This window comes from Chromobacterium sp. IRSSSOUMB001 (genome assembly GCF_023507765.1).
Lineage (GTDB): Bacteria > Pseudomonadota > Gammaproteobacteria > Burkholderiales > Chromobacteriaceae > Chromobacterium > Chromobacterium haemolyticum.
Genome location: NZ_JALCYU010000009.1, coordinates 1 through 19050 on the forward strand (window position 1 = coordinate 1; position 19050 = coordinate 19050).

General features: G+C 61.2%; 14 protein-coding genes. 10 read left to right on the forward strand and 4 right to left on the reverse strand.

Annotation, left to right across the window (positions count from 1 at the left end):
• Positions 1–51: 51 nt before the first annotated feature.
• A complete protein-coding gene (locus MOV80_RS13175) occupies positions 52–606 on the reverse strand; it encodes a TetR/AcrR family transcriptional regulator (RefSeq protein WP_249605197.1) in 555 nt (184 codons plus the stop codon).
• Between the two features lie 99 nt (positions 607–705).
• Between MOV80_RS13175 and MOV80_RS13180 the strand changes: the two genes are divergently transcribed.
• Together MOV80_RS13180 and MOV80_RS13185 are read left to right on the forward strand one after the other, a co-directional pair.
• Positions 706–1350, forward strand: a complete 645-nt coding sequence (locus tag MOV80_RS13180) for a DJ-1/PfpI family protein (protein ID WP_249605198.1) — start codon at positions 706–708, stop codon at positions 1348–1350.
• A complete protein-coding gene (locus MOV80_RS13185; RefSeq protein WP_249605199.1) occupies positions 1340–1855 on the forward strand; it encodes a DUF2867 domain-containing protein in 516 nt (171 codons plus the stop codon). Before MOV80_RS13180 ends, MOV80_RS13185 begins: the two co-directional genes overlap by 11 nt.
• 294 nt (positions 1856–2149) lie before the next feature.
• Here the strand turns inward: MOV80_RS13185 and MOV80_RS13190 are convergent, their stop codons facing one another.
• Positions 2150–2353 (reverse strand): cold-shock protein, encoded by a 204-nt coding sequence (locus MOV80_RS13190; protein WP_019102093.1) that lies wholly within the window; start codon positions 2351–2353, stop codon positions 2150–2152.
• Positions 2354–2825: 472 nt separating this feature from the next.
• On the opposite strand from MOV80_RS13190, the gene MOV80_RS13195 reads away from it, so the two are divergent.
• From MOV80_RS13195 to MOV80_RS13225, 7 genes are all read left to right on the forward strand, one after another.
• A complete protein-coding gene (locus tag MOV80_RS13195; protein WP_019102092.1) occupies positions 2826–3422 on the forward strand; it encodes an HD domain-containing protein in 597 nt (198 codons plus the stop codon).
• 356 nt (positions 3423–3778) lie between these two features.
• The gene (locus MOV80_RS13200; RefSeq protein WP_249605200.1) at positions 3779–4303 is read left to right on the forward strand and encodes a hypothetical protein; all 525 of its coding nucleotides are present in this window, start codon (positions 3779–3781) and stop codon (positions 4301–4303) included.
• A 390-nt stretch (positions 4304–4693) separates the two neighbouring features.
• Positions 4694–5398 (forward strand): hypothetical protein, encoded by a 705-nt coding sequence (locus MOV80_RS13205; protein ID WP_249605201.1) that lies wholly within the window; start codon positions 4694–4696, stop codon positions 5396–5398.
• A 64-nt stretch (positions 5399–5462) separates the two neighbouring features.
• A complete protein-coding gene (locus tag MOV80_RS13210) occupies positions 5463–6158 on the forward strand; it encodes a fimbria/pilus periplasmic chaperone (RefSeq protein ID WP_249605202.1) in 696 nt (231 codons plus the stop codon).
• 73 nt (positions 6159–6231) lie between these two features.
• Positions 6232–8733 (forward strand): TcfC E-set like domain-containing protein, encoded by a 2502-nt coding sequence (locus tag MOV80_RS13215; RefSeq protein ID WP_249605203.1) that lies wholly within the window; start codon positions 6232–6234, stop codon positions 8731–8733.
• 6 nt (positions 8734–8739) lie between these two features.
• Positions 8740–13482, forward strand: coding sequence for a hypothetical protein (locus MOV80_RS13220; RefSeq protein ID WP_249605204.1), 4743 nt, complete (start codon positions 8740–8742; stop codon positions 13480–13482).
• 56 nt (positions 13483–13538) lie between these two features.
• Complete coding sequence (locus tag MOV80_RS13225; RefSeq protein ID WP_249605205.1) at positions 13539–14216, forward strand: hypothetical protein; 678 nt, start codon at positions 13539–13541, stop codon at positions 14214–14216.
• Positions 14217–14354: 138 nt separating this feature from the next.
• Here the strand turns inward: MOV80_RS13225 and MOV80_RS13230 are convergent, their stop codons facing one another.
• A complete protein-coding gene (locus MOV80_RS13230; protein ID WP_345944382.1) occupies positions 14355–16829 on the reverse strand; it encodes an ATP-binding protein in 2475 nt (824 codons plus the stop codon).
• Between the two features lie 612 nt (positions 16830–17441).
• Between MOV80_RS13230 and MOV80_RS13235 the strand changes: the two genes are divergently transcribed.
• Positions 17442–18125 (forward strand): response regulator transcription factor, encoded by a 684-nt coding sequence (locus tag MOV80_RS13235; RefSeq protein ID WP_043589616.1) that lies wholly within the window; start codon positions 17442–17444, stop codon positions 18123–18125.
• 36 nt (positions 18126–18161) lie between these two features.
• On the opposite strand, the gene MOV80_RS13240 is transcribed toward MOV80_RS13235, so the two are convergent.
• The gene (locus MOV80_RS13240; RefSeq protein WP_019104516.1) at positions 18162–19043 is read right to left on the reverse strand and encodes an oxaloacetate decarboxylase; all 882 of its coding nucleotides are present in this window, start codon (positions 19041–19043) and stop codon (positions 18162–18164) included.
• Positions 19044–19050 lie beyond the last annotated feature (7 nt).

Below are 19050 nucleotides of genomic sequence, written 5' to 3' on the forward strand. Positions count from 1 at the left end.
GTCCAGGTTTTTGGACTGCTCTGGAGGTGTAGGCGGCGCACACCGCAAACCTCACGCACGCCGGTGAAAATGCATTTTTTCAAGGAACGAAAACGCACGCTGCACGAAGTGGTTGAACTGTTCGGCATCGCGCCTCAGTCCGGCCTGCTGGCCTCCAATGAGACATAGGTGTGCGGCCAGGCCCATCATCTCGGCTTCACCAGGGAAGAGCGCCAATCGGCGAGAGGTTTCAATCGCAAACGCCAGACGCTTTGCATCGACGCGCTGCTGGAACTCTGCCACCAGTGGGTCGTGCAAGGACCATGCACGGATCGCCACTTCGCATCCGGCTCTTTTCTTTGCCGCGATGCTCAGATAGCGCTTCAGGGTCTCGCCCACGCCACGACTGTTGGCCGCGTAGCAGAGCATGCGATCCGCATGCTCGTCTTCCCATGTGGTCAACAGCGTTCGGACGAAGTCTTCCCGGTTGCGGAAGTGGTGATAGAACGATCCCCGTGTCACGTTCAGCCGACGCGCGAGGCTCTCTGCAGAAATTCCTCCATAACCAACTTTGTCGAGGGTGTCGAAGCCCGCTTCGACCCAGTCGTGTCTATTCAGTGTGCGCATCGGCGTGCTCCATACAGGCTGTGTATGTCATGGGAAAAATTTGTACGATGAATTTTTTAGCATGTTATGTCATTTGCTTAATGCGTGGCGCTAATTCTCATGGAGATCATCGTGAAAGATATTGTTCTCGTGGCATTCGACCAATTCACCGACATTGACCTCTTTTTGATGTGGGACATTCTGGGCCGCAACATTGGAGACTGGCGCGTCCGGATCGTCGGCGCGCATCAGGGCTTGTCCTCCGCGCACGGATTGACCGTGTGTCCACACGGGCCGCTATCGGATGCCAATCAAGCCGACGCGGTCTTGTTCGTGAGCGGCCGTCAAGGCGTACCGGCTGCACTCGCCAGCCCTGATTTCCTGCCGTCTTTCAAGCTGGATCCGGCACGACAGCATATCGGGTCGATCTGCGGCGGGGCCTATATTCTCGAGCGGCTCGGACTGGTTCCGGATGGCCGGGTCACGACGCATCCTGATGCAAAAGACGGCTTGCTCGAGCTCGGGCTGCAGGTGCTTGAACAGCCGCTTGTGTGTCGGGGCAAGGTTGCCACAGCCGGTGGGTGCCTTGCGGCGCTATATCTGGCTGGATGGCTGGTGGAGTCGATGTTCGATGCGGACAAGCGCCGCGAGACGTTGCGGCCACTACTGCCCGCCGGGCAGCGGGAGATCTACGAGGATCTGATCGGGTTCAGTATCCGACAGGGCATGGAACTAGCGGAGGAGGGCTTAGTTGATGAGCAATGACCATAAAGCTTATGCGATACCGGTGCCCTCCGACAGCATCCTGGCGCCGCTGTATAGGAGCGCGGACCTGTTGGATGCTTATGCGGTTCAGTTGCCGGCGGGAGCCAGCGACGATCTAGAAATATTGGCGCGCGTTGGATTTGAGCGGCAGGCATGGTGGATTCGCGCGCTGACGCGGGTACGGGACATGATTATGGCGCCAGTCGGCGTCAAATCGTCTCGTGCAGTCGGTCTTGCTGCGGCGGCGCGGGGGCCGGTGATCGGTTTCTTTCCATTACTGTCGAAGAGCGCCGGGGAACTGGTGATGGGCGAGGACGATCGGCATCTCGATTTCCGGCTCTCGATCCAGCAGCGTGCTGGCGCGGCAGGCGGCAGGGAACTCGTCGTGGTGTCTGTTGTGCATTGCCATAACTTACTGGGGCGGACGTATCTCGCGGCAATCACGCCATTTCACCGTGTAATCGCTAGGGCTAGTCTGGAGCAGGCCGCACGACGTGCTGTCTGAACGCAATGTGGACGGCCCCGGCTTCGATAGGCCGGGTGAAGGAGGGCGGTGTCTGAAATCTGCGGTGAGCCAGCCATCGTCCATCCACTTGCCATGGCGCTGGTTTGGCGGACGAAAGTCCCCTTCGATTCCCATCCTTGCGAATCATCAAACCAAGCCAACTCAAATGAAAAGAGGCCCTTTCAGGCCTCTTTTCATTGCAAGCGGGTTTGCTGCCACTTTGGATTTATGCAACCCCGAGCCATTAAAATACAAAAAGCCCCGTGAGGGGCTTTTTCATTGCAGCGCTAATGCTTAGAGCGGCTGAATCGCGGTTGCTGCCGGGCCTTTTTGGCCCATTGCACGGGTGTAGCTTACTTTTTGACCTTCACTCAGAGACTTGAAGCCATCCGCGCGAATTTCGGAGAAGTGAGCGAACAGATCGTCGCCGCCATTGTCCGGGGTGATAAAGCCAAAGCCTTTTGCGTCATTGAAAAATTTAACGGTACCAGTTTCCATAATGCACTCCATGTGTCAGTTAAGGACAATAAAATTATCGTATGGCATGATAATCAAGGAATAGATAAGGAAACAAAGAAGACCAACTTGATGGGCAACGAGGTATCGATAGATATGACGCTTGAAAATCCTGCGCCGTTATTTTTAAAGGAAAGTTGCGCCGTTGTCAATAGTGGTTTTTAAAATTTCCCGCAAGATTGCCGGGAAAACACCCATAAGAGCCGCTCACAAGACCTCATGGAGAACCCGAGCCAAGGCGCGCCGACGCAGGCGGCGGCAGTGGTACGACAAGGAGGCGCAAGGCGGGATCAGGGGTCTTGTTAAATGCTCATGCACCACTCGTACATTCCGCTTCCCCGCTCGTTTTCGACTTGTCTCGCCCTTGCATGCGAGACTCTGAGCAGGGGCGAAGACCCGGGCTGCGGCTATAATCCCCCTCCGTGGCGTAACAGATCTGAATACGGGATAAGCGATGCAAGTATCGGCCTTGGAACGGCAACTGAATTTTCTGAGAGAGATAGACCGCTTGAAGTCGGTGTTGCGGCAATCGCCGTTGCTGGACCAGAGCCGCAGGGAGAACTCGGCCGAGCATTCCTGGCATCTGGCGATGTACGCCTTGCTGCTGGGCGACTACGCCAGCGGCCCGGTCAACACCGAGCGGGTGATCAAGATGCTGCTGCTGCACGATGTGGTGGAGGTGGACGCCGGCGATTTTCCCATCCACGGCCAGGCCGCGCCTGGGGCGCAGGCGGAAGCGGAGGCGAGGGCGGCGGAGCGTTTGTTTGGCTTGCTGCCGCCGGAGCAGGGCGCTGAGCTGCTGGCTTTGTGGCGGGAATTTGAGCGCGCGGAAAGCGCGGACGCCTGTTTCGCCAAGGCGCTGGACCGTTTCCAGCCTTTGCTGATCAATGTTTTCACCGGCGGCGGGACTTGGACGCAAAACGATGTTTCGCTGGAGCAGGTGCTGTCCCGTTACGGCCCGGTGATCCAGAAAGGCGCGCCGCAGCTTTGGTTGGTGTGCGAGCAGTGGGTGCGCCGGCATTTTGCGAAGCAGCCTGAACAGCCGATTTAACGCTCTTCCTAGCCCAAGCGATGGTTTGAATCCCCCGCGCGCAATGCGCCAGGCGCGGCTATTCCTTCCTGGCCGGATGCCGCCGGCTTGACGCTCTCCCGCTGCTCCCCAACAATAGCCCCCGCGCCGCAGCAATCGCGGCGCTCGGGATTGGTCTCCCGATAATGAATGCTTGTCGCGGATGCGCTGTTTCCACAGCGTATCCGTTGCCATTGCTTTGCCTATTCGGGTGGGCCGTGGCAAGTGGCGTCCTTATGGGCGCACCGGCTTGCGCAAGCATTCACCGGTAGACCAACTCTTGTCATGTGCCCGCCTTGCCGCTTTGCGGCCGGGCCCTTCTGCTCAGGAGGTTGCAAATGGTAAAGCTTGTCCGTCCGGTGCTAGGCATCGAACTTTCTCCGTCCGCTACTGAAACCCAAGACGTCCATCAGGACGCCTCTCTACTCCCACCGCTAGGGCCGCGCTCGCGCTACCGCTTTGCCGGTCCCCACGCCAAAGACCTCAGCCTGCCCTTCATCCGCCGTATCAAAGGCCGCACCTATCCGCATTACTGGCAGCCTGCCGAAGCCAAGGATGAATTTGAAGCTTGCGCCTTGGGCCGCCAGTACGCCGCCCATCTGGCGCAGATGCTGAAACTCAACCGCCAGCACTCGGCGCGTGGCCTGTTGTTCCGCATTGCCAGCGATATGGATTTCAGCCAACGCGGCCTCCGCCGCAGCATGTGCAAGAGCTTCTTCAACTATCTGGAGTTGTTGTTGAATCTGGGGGTGGAGCAGGTGGACCTGCCGAGGCATGTGGAGGCGGTGAACCGCCTCCATCTCAGCCTGGATGAGTTGGAAGCCTTGCCGCGCAAGTTGCGGCGCAAGAAGAAGAGGAGTTAAGAACCTGTTTACGATTTTGCGAGCTAGAGCGAGACAAGGCGAAAACGAGCGAAAAAGCGGAATGTACAAGGGGTACATGAGCATTTTGAGCTTGCTTTCAACGCTGTATCGCCGACGCGTAGCAGATCGTAAATAGGTTCTAAGCCGGGGAGGGGCAGCCGGCCCATGTGGGCTGGCTGTTGTAACCGGTTTATGGCCTGCTGTGTTTTGTGAGCCGCGGCAGGGTGAGCGCCACTTCGAAGTGCTCATATTCCACTTCTATATTTCGCTTTCTCCGGTGTTTTGCCTTGTCTCGCCCTTGCTCGCGAGACTTTGAACAGGCTCTCAGGTTCCAGCCCTCCGGGTATTTTGAGAGTGCTCTTATAGAGTTTGACCGGCGGCTTTTCGATAATGACAGGCCAGATACAGCTGTTGACTGTATTTACAGCTTTTATTTTCCGAATTGTCATTGAAAGCGAAATTATGAATAAAGTCGTGCTGCCTGCTTTGCTGGCTGCGGTATTCAGCGTCGGCGCTCATGCCGCCGACGCCGTTCCCGGTTCCACCCGCGCTTCCGCCGAATGGGATGTGACCGCGGATAAGGATAGCTCCCACGCTATCGAAATCACGGCTAAAAAGCCGAATGTGCATTTTGTGTACAGCCCGATTTCCAAAACCATCGAATCTAAAAACCTGGATTTTGATATCCGCATGCTGAATTCGGATGAATACACCATCAGCGGTTACAAGGTGAAAGCCTCTTCGGTGCAGCATCAACTGAGCCATACCGCTTCTATCGGTGAAATGGATTTCAATCTCAGCGTGACGGACCATGCCGGCAAACAGGTAAAGCTGACGGCGGAGCCGCAGGATTTGAACGGTTTGTCCGGATTTGGCGAGTTTGCGAAAGTCGCCGCCCTGGCCGGTGAGAATAAAGGCACTTCGCAGTTGAAGGCGGAGTTTGCCGGCGGCAAGGATGCCAATGGCGCCATCGTGACCGAGGCTTCGAAACTCAGCGATGGCCAGTATGTCGGCAAATTCGATTTGATTCTGGATGCCTCTTGGCAGAAAACCGTAAAAGGCGAAGACGAAAGCAGCCAAGTTTCCATTCGCTGATTTCAAATGGTAGCGCCAATAAAAGGGAGCCTGGCTCCCTTTTTATTTTGAGGAGTTCTGGCTTATGCCATGGTGGTTGAATTTTTGCGCTGCGCTCTATTTGCTATTGCCGGCCTTGGCCGGGGCGATTCAGGTTTCCGATATGACCTCGGCGATTCCGTCCAATAAAGCGGAAGTCAGCATCCATGTCAGGAACACCGAGCAGCGGGCGTCTTTGTTGTCGGTGAGCGTGACGCAGGTGGATTCGCCGTATGAGGGCGCGCGCGAGGTGAAGGCTGACGGGGCCAGCCTGCAATTCACCCCGGCGCGGGTATTGCTGGCGGCGGGGCAGGATCAGGCGGTGCGCTTCATTTACAACGGCCCCAAGGATGAGCGGGAGCGCTATTACAAGGTGACTTGGAAAAGCGCCTTGCTGGGTTTGGCGGACGAGGGCGCGGATTCCGAAAAAAGCGGCGATGTCGAGTTTTTGACGGGCATCAGGACCAATTTGTTGGTGCTGCCAAAGCGGCCGCGTTTCGCTTACGCCTATCGGCGCGGCCATTTGGAAAACCAGGGCAATGTGTCGTTTCAAGCGATTGCCTATGGGCCGTGCAAGGACAAACGGCTGGGCGAGGTATGCAAGGAGCGTTACTGGATTGGGCCGGGCTATGCGGTGAATTTCAAGACGATAGACAGCAGCGGCAATCAGGACAAAGTGATGTTGCAACAGGATGGGAAATTCATCGACGCGGAAAAAGACGCGCCGCGGAACGGCGTATGAGGGCGACGATGAAGGCAAGGCGTTTGGGTGAGACGAGATGATGTGTGCGCGGCGTATCGATCTTAAAAACTGGATGGCTTTTTTAAGTGCGCTGATATTGGCGGAGACGGCTTGCGCGGAGGGGGGGCTGACCGCGGAGGCGGAGTCCGCGCGCAGGCCGCTGGCGCGGCAAGTGCAGTTAAACAAGCTTGCCTTGTCGGCGGAGATCAAGGACATGTTGCGGCAAGGCGTGTCCATGCCGCTGGTGGCGCGCTCGGCGCTGCATGCCTCGGACGAGGGCGTGGTTTCGGCGACGCTGACGGTGAGATTGCAGGCCGATGGGTTGATGCGGCTGGAGAAGATCAATCCGCTGCTGGCCAATAACAAAAGCGTGTTGAGCCCGTCCGCGGTGCGGGCGTTGAAGGAGGCGGCGGGGCGGGCGTTTGGGCCGGACGGGGCGTTGAGCCTGGATGCCACTGAGCGTCTGCAATTGGACATGATGGCGATGCGGGTGGATTTGTTTCTCGATCCGGACGGTTTCGCCGCCGATAGCGCCCATCTGCGGGAATCGACGTTGCAAGCGCCGTCGTCGGGAGGGCTGTCCAGCGTGCTGAAGTACGCGTTCAACGGCTATAGCTCGCGTAATCAGGGCCGTGGGCATTCCTCAGGCTATCTCACCTTCGACAACACCACTTCCTTGGGCGTAGACCATGTCAATGTGATGGGCTCCGCTTATCTGGACGATGCCGCGGCGGATCAGTCCGTAACGCTGGATCGCATCATGTATGAGCGCGATATCGACGGCAAACGGCTGGCGCTGGGCATGGTGGACGGCTGGAATCTGCAGAGCCTGGGCAATGTGTCCACGCTGAACGGCAGCCGGATGTACGGTTTTTCCTACGGCAACGTCAGCCAGACTCTGAAGCTGGACGCCAGCCAGTCCTTGAATCCCATTGATGTCTATTTGCCGGCCACCGGCGAGGTGCGGGTCAAGCGCGAGGGCCGCTTGTTGAGCACGCAGCGGCTGGGCATGGGCAATCACCGGCTGGACACTTCGGCCTTGCAGGCCGGCGTTTACGATGTGGAGGTCGAGGTGCTGGTGGCCGGTCAGGTGCAGAGCCGCCGCGTGTACCGCATCAATAAGCCGGTGGGCGGCTCCAGCTTGCGCGACGGTTTGAACTGGCAGCTGTGGGGCGGCGCCGGCGAGGCGATGTCCCGCTACGGCGATCAGGGCGCAGCGGACGAGGGCGGTGCGTACCGGCCCTTGTTCGGCTTGTCGGTGGGCGCGCTCTGGCATGAGGTGGACTGGAATCTGACGCTGTACCAAAACGACAAGACCACGGTGGAGGAGGGGTTCGCTTCCTGGCAGTTGTCCGACGCCGTCCGCGCCAGCCTGCAAAACCTGTTGGCTAGCGACGGCACCCGGCGGCGGGTGGGCACGCTCAATCTGGCTTTGCCTCATGGCGTTGGCAGCGTGTGGCTGACCGGAGAGCGCGGCGCGAAGGGCCGGCGCTTGAATTTCTACGCCCGCGATTACGATTCGCTGGGGGCTAATTTCAATTTGCGCGGCTGGAACGTCGACGCCGGCTCGCTCAATCTCAGCTACGACCGGGACCGGGGCAGCGGCTACCAATACATGCGCGCCGATTATTCGCGGCAGGTGTACAACGGCAAATGGGGCGGCGCCCAGTTGCAGCTTGGCACCAGCCGCAATCTCAACGGCAAGGCCGCCGATCAGCAGTATTACGCGATGCTGACCTTCAACCTCGCCATCGACGGCAATGTCAGCGTGGGCATGTCGCACCGGGACGGCGGCGACACCCTGGACTTGTCGGCCAGCAAATCGTTTGAAAACAGCGTGATCGACGATGCGGGCGTCAATGCCAGCATCAGCCGCGAGGGCGCGGGCGGCCAGTCTTCCAGCTACGGCGCTTATGTCGGTTTCAACGGCCGCTACGGCCAGGGCAATGTGTCGGCGGATGTGGATCAAGACAGCCGCAGCGCCAGCGTCAATTTGCAGGGCGGCCTGGCCTGGGGCGGCGGCGTGCTTGCCGTCGGCGGCGGGCAGGAGGAGGCCGGGATTGTCGTCGACGTGCCCGAGACCCCGGACGGCGCGCTGGAGGCGGTGTTGAATGAGCAGGCCTACAGCTTGCGTCAGGGCCGCAACCTGATCGCGGTGCCGGCGTACAACACGTATCACTTTTACGTGCGCGACGCGGAAAGCGGCAAGGCCAGCTACGAGGTGTCCGATACCGACCGCGAGTACACGCTTTACCCGGGCAATGTGGTGCGGGTGACGCCCAAGGTGAAACCGATGGTGACGGTGTTTGGCCAATTGACCCGCGCCGACGGCGCGCCGCTGCGCCACGTGATGGTGCGCAACCACATTGGCCAGGCCCAGACCGACGAGCAGGGCAACTTCGCCATCGACGTGGACCAACGCTATCCGGAGGTCAGCGTCGAGCCGGAAGCCGAGGAGCGTTTGCGGGTCAATCTGGATTTGAAGGACGCCGGCGCCACGGCCTGGCTGGGCAAGATTGTCTATGGCCGGGACGCGGGCCGGGTCTATGCGCCGCTGCGCGACGAGGAAGGCTGAACCGGCATGCGCAATCACCTCATCACCCTATCCCAGCAGGACAGACGGACTGAAATGAAATACTGGATCTCAACTCTGATATTGATGGCCGGCATTGGTGCGGGGCTGGCGCAGACGGCGCAGGCTGGCGCTTTGCAAGCCGTGCCCTTGCCCGCGCCCGGCATGCGGCCGGAGCAGATTCCGGCGCGGCCGGTCCCTGCGCCGGCCCGGCAGGAGTGGCGCAGCCAGCAGGATCTGATCCTGATTGAAGACCGGCTGGCCGGTACCCAGTACCTGAGCACCTTGGGCAGCAGCGGCGGGGTCCTGCCCGGCAGCCAGGCCCAGGCTATTTTCGGCGCGCGCGCGCCGCGCGGCGGCGCTAAGAAAGTGGCCGTCTGGTACACCCACAAGCCGGACGCTCAGGTCCGGGACATCAGCCAATTGCAGCCGCTGCAAGCGTTTCGCGGCATGGCGGACGCGCGCGGCGCGGCCGTTGGCCTGAGCGGCGACGGTTTCAAGCCGACGCAAGGCCGCCAAGTCAACCCGGTGCTGAGCGAATTGGCTTTCGACACCATCGCCAAGGCGGCGCCCGGCGCGTCGCGCGAGTTGTCTTTTGTGGAAACGCTGGCGGGCGGCGGCGAGCGTCGCTTCGTCACTCAGGTGAGCAAGCGCGCCCATCTGATTCTCAACCCCGCTCCGGCCAATAGCTGTCGCGACGCCACGGTGGAGGGCGCGGCCGGCAAGCTGTGCGTGTTGCGCTCCATTTCCGGCCAAAGCAATGCCAACAGCGGCGGCGACCTGATGTTCACCGTGCGCGCCAAGATGATGGCGACGCCCAAGGCCCGTTTCCGGGTGGGCGGCGAATGGCGTCATATCAACGATAGCGTGCCCATCGCCGCTTTCGCCCACGCCAAGGCGGTGGAGGTGTTCTTTGTGCCGCCAGCGGCGGAGCAGTTGCAGTCCTTTATCGCCGCCCATCCCAAGATCCGCCTGGATAGCTTGATTGAGGCGGGCTTTTACTCGCGTTCGCGCTTGTTCAACGGCGATCGCTTTAATCTGCAATTGCCCGCGATGGGCGGCGGCAGGCCGCAAGTTCAGCGGCGTTATTCGCGGCTGGGCCTGTTGTTGATCGACGATCAGCCCAGCGGCCGCCAGTACGTGACCACCGTCAGCGGCAGCCAGGACCAAGTCATTTACGGCGAGCGCCATCCGCAAGACGGCAGCCGCGCCGCCGCCTGGTATCTGGAAAGCGGCAGTAGGCCGCCCTTGTTCGCGCTGCAACAGCTGGGGCATGCCAGCCCCGCCGGCGGTTTCGCCGGCTTTGCCGATGCTCAGGGCCAGGTGCGGGCCGGCCTCGGCGCCGCCGCTCCCTATCTCAACCCGGTGTTCAGCGAAGCCGCGTTCGCCGCTTTGCTGCGTCAGCCTATGGGCGGGCAGCAGCGCTTGACGGTGGAGGGCTTGCGCAGCGGCGGGGACGCAGTGAGCTATCAATTGAACGCCAGCCAGCAGGCCAGGCTGACGCTTGCCGCGCCGGAGGGGCAGGCGTGCCGGCCGGACACGGTGGACGGCGTGGCCGGCCAGCGCTGCGTGTTGCGCCGGATGACGGCGGGAATCCGGGCGAGCGGCGACATCCGCCTGTTGGTTCGCGCCAAGCGCCCGTTGCCGGCAAGCCGTTTTCGCGTGGGTCGGGAGTGGCATCGCTTGGGCGAGAGCGTGGCCGTCTCCGAGATCAGCGGAGCCCGCGAGTTGGAGTTGTTTCTGCCGGCCGTGGACGGCTTGCCGCGCGGGCCGTCGGCGCTTGCGGCCGGGCAGTCTTTGTCCACGCTGGTGGACGCTTATTTCTATTCCAATGGCCGCCAGCATCAGGGCGACCGCTTTGCGCTGAACTTGACGGCAAGCTCTCTGCCGGCGCCGCAATCCAAGATTGCCGCGCTCAAGCTGCTGACGATAGAGGATCAGCCTAGCCAGCAGCACTACATCACTACCTTGCAAGCCGAGCAAGGGCAAAGCCTGTACGGCGCGCGGCGGCCGCGGGCGGGCCAGCGCGCCGTCACCTGGTATGTGGAAGCCGAGGCCGGCGCCGCGCATGGCGGCGAGCTGCAAGCCCGGCAGGCGCTGCCGATGGCTTTCGTCGCCGGTTTAGCAGACCGCCAGGGGCGGGTCAGCGTCGGCCGCGCACAGCGGCAAGCGGGGCAGATCCATCCTGTGTTCAATGACCGCGCCTTTGCCGAGTGGCTGCGACAGCCCCTGGGCGGCCGGCAGCTGTTGACGCTGGAGGCGGAGCGCCGCGGTCAGCCGGCGACGGTTCAGGCGATGGCGGAGAAAAGCGCGATGCTGCGGCTGGGCCCGCCGCTAGCCGCTTGTCGCCGGGAAACGGTGGACGGCGTTGATGGGCGGGTGTGCGCGCTGCGCTCGGTGGAGGGCGAGTCCCAGGCCAAGAGCGGCGGCGGCGTCCGCTTCAGCGTCCGCAGCTCGCAGGCGCTGCCCCAGGCGCGTTTCCGGGTGGGCGCGCAGCCTTGGCATAGGCTGGGGGAGAGCGTGGAGCTGGCGCAGTTTGCCGGCGCCAAGACGGTGGAGCTGTTTTGGCCTTTGGCCGGAGGTGGCCGCCAGGCGCAGGGGATGGAGGCTGTGTTTTATTCCGGGGAGCGCGATGATGTCCTGGCGTTGCCGCTGGACGCGCCCAAGCCGCTTGAGGCGGGCGGGCAGGTGAGCTTCGTCTTCGGCACTCGCCACGAAGGGGTGATGAAGGAGCTGCCGGCCTCGATCAATTTGGTGCTGAACGAGCAGGTGGTGGCGGGCGGGCCGGATGAAATCGTGTTTGGCCAGGTGAGCGATTCGGTATTGGGGAAACAAGCGCATGTGAAGTTTTCGCCGGCCATCCTTGGCGAGCAAGACATCTCCTTGCTGGAGACGCTGAAACTGCCGGTGGGCACCCAGGCGCTGACCTTCGAGTTCAAGCATGCCTGCTTCGGCAATTCGAGCTGCACCATCGATCATGGCCCCGGCACCAAGGACGTTGGCGTGACCTTCAACGGTCACGCGGCACCGCAATGGTTCCGCTGGTTTGAGTATGACGCGGCGAGGATCAAGCATGTCAGCGTCAGTCCGGATATGGTGAGCACGGCTTTGGAGACCGAGGTGGAATTCGCGGTCGATATCATTGATGGCCCCGCGGTGTCTGGGCATGACCACACCTTGGAGTGCGATCTGAATCTTGCCAGCGGTCTGTTTGGCGACCCTGCATCCGTGGAGCTGAGGGATAACAGGGGCCAATACATCGGCATGCTGCCCTTGAAGTGGCGTCAAACGCTGGAAATCCAGCCCAGCCAATATCAGTTTCCGGTGAGGTTCAAACTCTGGACCAAGACTGGGGGTTATACCGGTCTTAAAACCGTTTCCTGCGAGTACAACTATTCCGGCTGGTCTTATGCCTCGGTGAATGCCGTGGAGAAGGATTTGAAATTGGTTTCCCTTGATGGCCCGGACGAAGGCCGGGTAGGGGAGGCGCTGGAATACAAAATTTTCACCGAAGGCGTATCGCTGGGCGAGCGGAACCTGACCGTTACCGTGGCGGGTCAAGGCGCGGCCTGGGGTTTGGAGCAACCGACGCTGCAAGTCTCGGGAGCGCAGATTCCGCCGCGCTGCGACAAGGATTGCGTATTTACTTTCCGGCCGGCCAAGGGCGACCAGGTGGCGTTGGCGCTGGGGGTCAAGGCCAAGTCAGTGAGCGGCGGCCGCGATGGCTACCGCGTCTCGGCCAGCCTGGAGGGGGATAAGACGTTGAACAAGGATTTCTCGATTGTGCCGAATTGGCGGCTGGAGTCGCTGGAGGCCGGCGACGATGTGGTGGTTGGCGCGCCGCTGCGCTACCGGCTGCGTTTGAACGCGCCGGCGCCCCAGGCGCTGACTTTGTGGCTGCGGACCCGGCCGCAGGATGGCCAAGCGCAGGACGATGGTTACGAGGGCGGCCGGGTGACGGTGACAGACGGGGAGCGCGTGCTGTCGTCGGGCTTGAATACCGGCGATTGGGGCGCGGTCACTCTGCCGCAGGGCAGCGAAACCATCATGGTGGAGGTGCCGACGCGTAGCTTTGACGATGGCGACCGCGCCACGCGCGCGCTCGAACTGGGCGCGGCCTTGAGTGAAGACAAGCCGGGCGCGTCGCCTCCGGCCGGGGCCAAGTACGCCACTGGCCGGATCTATCAGCCCAAGCCCAGCGTTTCGGTGCTGCCGGCCAGCGAGGGTTCGAATCGGGGCAGCGGCTGGGTGGGCGCGCCGGACGGGCGTATCCGGCTGGATTACCTGATCCGCGCGCAAATGGCCAATTTGCCGCCGTCGGGCACGTTGGAACGCGGCGCGGCGCGGCGGTATTTGAGCCAGCGCAGCCTGGGCGCGGTCAAGGCGCGTTTGTCGTTGGACAGCAGGCACGGCTCCGGCCAGCGGGAAGGAATGTGCCGCTTCGCGCTGCAGGCCGATGAGCGGCAAGGGGTGCTGTTTCCGGCCTGGGTCACGTTCGACGCCGCCGGCGGCGGCCGGCGCGAGCCGGACAATTGTTCCGGCACGGTAAGCCATGATCTGGGCGCCGCCGCCTGGCTGGACGACGGCAGCGATTCCGCCTTGGGGCTGGAGAAGCGGAAGCTGCCGTTCAGCGTGTGGTTCCAACTGGACGATCCGGCGTCGCTGCAGACAATCCTGGGCGCCCCATGGTACGGCCGCGCGTTGGGCGCGGGCACGGTGCGGGTGGAGATGGGCCTGGAGCTGGCCAAATAAGCAGAGGCGGTGCGCAGGGCCGTCACGGCCCCGCGCTCCGACGGAAGGAAACGAAGATGGCTATGAGTAGAGGCAAGACCTTGTTGGCGCTGCTGTGCGCGTTGCCGGCGCTGCCGGCCTGGTCTTTGCAGATGGCTCCCTTGCTTGAACTGGATGCCGATAAGAGCGAAATGCGGGTTGAGCTGAAAAACGATTCTCGTCAGCCGCACGACTATCGCGTCAGCTTGCGGCCTCTCGCCGGCCTGGAGTCGAGCTTCGGAGCGGCGGAGGATGTCGGCGCGGCCACAGTGGCCGTGGCGCCGGCGAGGCTGACGCTGCGGGCCGGGGCCAGCGGCGCGATCAAGCTGCGCTATCGCGGCGCGGCGATGGAGACGCGGGAACGCTACTACCGCTTGCTTGTGGAGGAGGCGACAACGGCAGCCGCCGCGCGGAACGTGCGCGGAGCCGGGGCGTGGACGGATTACCCGGTCTCGTTGGGAAGCGTGTTGATTGTCCGGCCGCGCGCGGCCTATCTGGATTTCCATTTGGAAGGCGGCGTTCTCCGCAATACCGGCAATGCGGCTTTCTGGCTGCTGCAGGACGAGGCCTGCGGCGGCAAAACCGGCAGCACCAAAATACAAGCGCCGGGCAGCGCGGCGCGGTTGGCGCCGCTGACGGGACGCTCGATGGTGCGGGTGGGCCTGGGCGACGAGATTCGGGTGGTGTTGGATCAGTGCGGCGGCAAGAGCGGCTAGAACCTGTTTACGATCTCGCGAGCAAGGGCTGGACAAGGCGAAAGCAGCTGAGCAAGCGAAATGTACAGGTGGTACATGAGCATTTCGAAGCCGGTTTCAAGGCCGTATCGCCGACGCGCAGCAGACTATGAACAGGTTCTAAGCGCCGTCCTCTGGCGCTTCATCCCGCCGCCACTGCGCCAAGGCCATCTCAAACTCCTGAAGCCAGGTCAGCAAGGCTTTCTCGCTAGGACGTTCGCCTTCCGCTTGCAGCGTTTGCTCCATCCGGGCGGCCAGCCGCGTCAAAGGCTCCGCGCCCACCGTCAACGCGCCGCCCTTGAGCCGGTGCACGTGGTGGAGCATGATTTCGGGCAGTTGGTCGGCGACGGCTTGCCGGAACTGGAGCAAATCCCGCTGCGCGCTCTGACTGTACAGCCGGGCAAGGTCCAGCGCCGAACCGGGCAAGGCCAGCGGTGTCGGCGCGAAGTCTTCCGTCATTAACCACAGACGTAAAATGTCCTCAAGATCCCGCAGGCTGAGCGGCTTGGACAGCATGCCGTCCATGCCGCTGGCGATGCAGCGGTTCTTATGCGCCAGATCGCTGATCGCGGAGACGGCGATGATGGGGGTGAAGGGCAGGTCTCGTTCGGACTCCAATTGCCGGATCCGCCTGGCGGTTTCGTAGCCGTCGATGCCGGGCAGATTACAGTCCATCAGGATCATCGCGAAGGTTTCGCCTTGTCGCAGCCGTTGCAAGGCGGTCTGGCCGTCTTCCGCGATGATGGCGACGCAGCCCAGTTGCGCGAGCTGTCGACGGATGGCCTGCTGATTCATCTCCATGTCCTCCACCACCAGCAGCCGATGAGGCGGCAAGGCGTAGGGCGCGGGACGGGGTGGGGGAGCCGGCGCGTCGGCGGCGGAGGCGGAGGCGGAGGGCTCGGCAACATCGACATGCAGAACAAAGCTGACGGCGGTGCCCTTGCCCTCGGCGCTCTCCAGCAGAATGCTGCCGCCCATCAGTTCGATCAGCTGTTTGCAGATGCTCAGGCCCAGGCCGCTGCCGCCGTAGCGACGGCTGGTGGAGCGCTCCGCTTGGCTATAGGCGCGGAAGAGTTTTTCCTGCTGCGCCTTGGCGATGCCGACGCCGGTATCGCGCACGGTGACCAGGAGCTTGCCGGATTTCGCGCTTTGCAGATTGAACTGCATCAAGAGCGCCACCTCGCCGCGATCGGTGAATTTGATGGCGTTGGAGAGCAGATTGGTCATGATCTGACGCATGCGCATCGGATCCAGAATCAACAGGCGGTTTTCCAGCCCGTCCGCCGCCAGGGTCAGTGCCAGCCCTTTGCGGCTGGCGCTCAGGCGCTGGCTGTCGCTGATCCCTCTGGCCAGCTCCAGCAGATCGGTGGGCAGTTTTTCCAGCGCCAAGTGCCGCGCCTCCAGCTTGGCGGTGTCCAGCACATCGTCCAGCAGTTCCAGCAGGTTGAGGGCGGAGGAGCCGGCCAGCGCGGCGAGCTCCTGTTGCTGCTTGCTTTGCCGGGTTTGTTGCAAGAGTTCGATAGCGGCGAGGATGGCGTTCATCGGCGTCCTGATTTCGTGGCTCATCATGGCGATGAATTTCGATTTCGCCTCTTCGCTGGCCACGGCCCGGCGCTTGGCCCAGCGCGCCTGGGTAAACAGGAAGAGCATGACCGACAGCACGCAGAGCACCAGCAGGATTTCGGGCAGGTAGTAGCGGCTGATCTGATGCATGGAGGGTTTGCCGAAGTCGATGTCGGCTACCCAATCGTCAAAAATCTCGTCGGTTTCGGATGGGCTGAGTTGCAACAGGGCTTTGTCGATGATGGAGCGCAGCTCCGGGTATTGCTGCGCCACTTTGATGTTCAGGCCGGTGAACATTTCCGGCATGGTGCCGGAGATTTGCAGCGTTTTGGGGAAGCGTCCTTGCAGCACCGGGCGAAAGACGATTTCCGCGCCGATGGCGGCGAACACTTTGTCGTCTGCGACGGCTTTCAAAGCCGCCACTGGGTCGTTGATCAGCACCAACTTCAAATAGGGGTAGTGCGCGCGCAGATACTGCTCGTAGCCGCCCCCTCCCTTGACCGCTACGGCTTTGTGCTCCAATTGGGACGGATTGAACAAGCCCTCGGCGCCGGCTTTGGTGATGATGATGGTGGCGGTGGAGGCATAGGGCTGGCTATTCAGCAGCGGGATGCCGTATTCCTTGGGAATCAGCTGCGTCGCGCCCATAGTGGCCAGATAGATCTGGCCGCTTTTCAATTTGCCTATCATGTCCTGAGTGTTTTTCGTCGAGACTAACTGAAACCGCAGGCCGCTTTTTTTGGCAATGGCTTTCAAATAGGCGCAACTCAGTCCCTTGTGGCTGCCGTTTTCAATATATTCCAATGGCCAGTAAGGGTCGATGGAATAGTATATGATGGGGTGCTGTTTGATCCAGGCGGTTTCTTCCGCGGTATAGGGCGGAGATTCCGCCCGGCTGGTCGCGCTGGACGCGCACAAGCAGAAAATAAGCAGCGCCGGCCAGGCTATGGCATACATCGTAGTATTAATGACATGGCGCAGAGGCATGGCGATAAAGAGTAGATTAAATCTGATGGTTGTGTTTTTTGCCATGCGATTGCCATGTTGAATGTGTTTGCTTGAGTATTATAGTCGGTCAGGCCGTTTTACGATGCATGCTCTCGAAAACATTGGATTGCAATACGACTAGCGTGGCGTGGGAATAGGCGCTAAGAGTGGATAATCGCGCGAAATAAGGCGAAACTACGGGGCAAGCAAAATGTAATCGCGGCGCATGGATATTAAGATACGGTTTCCAATACTGTGTTGTCGACGCGCGGCAGAATGTAAACAGGTTTTAGTGAACGCCATAGGTTTGAGAATGGTCTTGTTGACGCGAATTTATCAAGGAATTTAGCCTTTTGCAAAAAAAGATGTGGAAACGTAGCGGCACATGCATGGTATGGACTTGTCTTTTTTTATTTTTGAAAAATACCCATTTCGCTTGATTGCTTTTTTGCATGGCATTTGTTTATAAAATGCAGGGTTTTGCCATGCTTTACCCTTTATCACGGGCGGTTCTTGAAATGTTGTAGTGTGTTTTTGACGGAATAGAGACGGATGTGGCTGTGGCGCGAAGATTGCGCATGCTGCGTTTGAGTGTATTTTTAAAAGGGCGGATGTTTTAATTGATGCTGAAATGATTTTCATTGCCATGGAGGGGGGATGAAGAAAAGAAAAATCAAAGTGATGTTGTTGGACGATCATGAGGTGGTCAGGCAGGGGTTGGGCTTTAGGTTGTCGCAGGAGAGCGATATCGACTTGGCGGGCTGTTTTGGCGACAGCCGCTCTTTTCTGGCGGCGTTGAACCATGATAGGCCGGATGTGCTGGTGCTGGATTATGCGTTGCAGCCTCAGGACATGGATGGTTTGAACCTCATCCGCGCCATCCGTGCGCGTTTTCCGGAGGTGGCGATCTTGATCATGTCTTCTTATTACAATACCGCCACAGTGTCCTTGGCTTTGAGGGCCGGCGCGCGCGGCTTCGTCGGCAAGCAGCAGGACTTGAACGAACTGGTGAGGGCGATCCGGGTGACGGTGACCGGGCGCGTCTATTTGACGGCGGAAATGGCCTTGGAACTGGCGCAGGCTCAGCAGGCGGACAGTGTGCCCGCCGACAGTTCCACGCATGCGCCGGATGCGATGAACCGGGTGGTCCGCTTGTCCGCCTTGTCCCCTAGGGAACTGGAGGTGCTGCGTTGCTTTCTCGATGGGATGACCGTAAGCGAAATCGCCGATAAATTTTCGAAGAGCATCAAAACCATCAGCGGACAAAAGCAGTCCGCGATCAAGAAGCTGGGCTTGAAATCGGACCACGAGCTGTATTTCATCAAAGACGAAATCAAATAGAAGGGCGGGCCGCCCTTCGTCGCGGCCAGATCGCGTTCAATCCCGCCCGGCCGCGCCGTAGCGCGCGTCCAGTTCGTCGTAGAGCGGCTTGTTGACCAGGCGCTGACGTTCGGCGAACGGGGTCACCAGTTGCGGGTCTTCCTGCAGGATGCCGTCGCGGGAGAGCGCGCCCAGCGCCCGCTGCATGCCCAGCACCGCGCCTTGCAGCGCGGCGTTGGCGTAAAGTACCAGACCGTAGCCCAGTTCCTTCAGATCGGCGGCGCTCAGCGCCGGGGTTTTGCCGCCGATGACGATATTCATCAACAGGGGGCGGTCGAACAGCGCCGGCAGGCGGCGGATGTCGTCCAGTTCGCGCACCGCTTCGATGAACAGCACATCGGCGCCGGCCTCGGCGTAGCGGCCGGCACGTTCGATGGCGGCGTCTATGCCGTCCACCGCGCAGGCGTCGGTGCGGGCGATGATCAGCAGGTTTTCATCCTGGCGCGCCTCCGCGGCCGCCTGCAGCTTGCCGCACATCTCGGCGGCGCTGATCAGGTTTTGGCCGGCGAAATGGCCGCATTTCTTGGGGAGTACCTGATCTTCCAGCTGGATGGCGTCGGCGCCGGCGCGTTCCAGCACGCGCACGGTTCGGCGCACATTGAGCGCGTTGCCGAAGCCGGTGTCGGCATCGACGATGATGGGGATGGACACCGCGTCGCGGATGGCGGACACCTGGTCCGCCACTTCTTTCAGGCCGACGAAGCCCAGATCGGGCAGGCCCAGCTGCATATTGGTCAGGCCGGCGCCGGTCAGGTAAAGCGCGCCGAAGCCGAGGTCTTCAACGATGCGAGCGCTCAGCGCGTTGTAGGCGCCGGGCACCAGCAGGCCGGAGCGGCTTGCTATCAGGCTGCGCAGGACGTGTTTGCTGTTTTGCGTCATGTTTGCG

Bases quoted from the DNA above. Each gene is read 5' to 3' on its own strand.
- MOV80_RS13175 (WP_249605197.1), bottom strand. From the start codon at position 606: ATGCGCACACTGAATAGACACGACTGGGTCGAAGCGGGCTTCGACACC.
- MOV80_RS13180 (WP_249605198.1), top strand. From the start codon at position 706: ATGGAGATCATCGTGAAAGATATTGTTCTCGTGGCATTCGACCAATTC.
- MOV80_RS13185 (WP_249605199.1), top strand. From the start codon at position 1,340: ATGAGCAATGACCATAAAGCTTATGCGATACCGGTGCCCTCCGACAGC.
- MOV80_RS13190 (WP_019102093.1), bottom strand. From the start codon at position 2,353: ATGGAAACTGGTACCGTTAAATTTTTCAATGACGCAAAAGGCTTTGGC.
- MOV80_RS13195 (WP_019102092.1), top strand. From the start codon at position 2,826: ATGCAAGTATCGGCCTTGGAACGGCAACTGAATTTTCTGAGAGAGATA.
- MOV80_RS13200 (WP_249605200.1), top strand. From the start codon at position 3,779: ATGGTAAAGCTTGTCCGTCCGGTGCTAGGCATCGAACTTTCTCCGTCC.
- MOV80_RS13205 (WP_249605201.1), top strand. From the start codon at position 4,694: ATGACAGGCCAGATACAGCTGTTGACTGTATTTACAGCTTTTATTTTC.
- MOV80_RS13210 (WP_249605202.1), top strand. From the start codon at position 5,463: ATGCCATGGTGGTTGAATTTTTGCGCTGCGCTCTATTTGCTATTGCCG.
- MOV80_RS13215 (WP_249605203.1), top strand. From the start codon at position 6,232: ATGGCTTTTTTAAGTGCGCTGATATTGGCGGAGACGGCTTGCGCGGAG.
- MOV80_RS13220 (WP_249605204.1), top strand. From the start codon at position 8,740: ATGCGCAATCACCTCATCACCCTATCCCAGCAGGACAGACGGACTGAA.
- MOV80_RS13225 (WP_249605205.1), top strand. From the start codon at position 13,539: ATGGCTATGAGTAGAGGCAAGACCTTGTTGGCGCTGCTGTGCGCGTTG.
- MOV80_RS13230 (WP_345944382.1), bottom strand. From the start codon at position 16,829: ATGGCAAAAAACACAACCATCAGATTTAATCTACTCTTTATCGCCATG.
- MOV80_RS13235 (WP_043589616.1), top strand. From the start codon at position 17,442: ATGAAGAAAAGAAAAATCAAAGTGATGTTGTTGGACGATCATGAGGTG.
- MOV80_RS13240 (WP_019104516.1), bottom strand. From the start codon at position 19,043: ATGACGCAAAACAGCAAACACGTCCTGCGCAGCCTGATAGCAAGCCGC.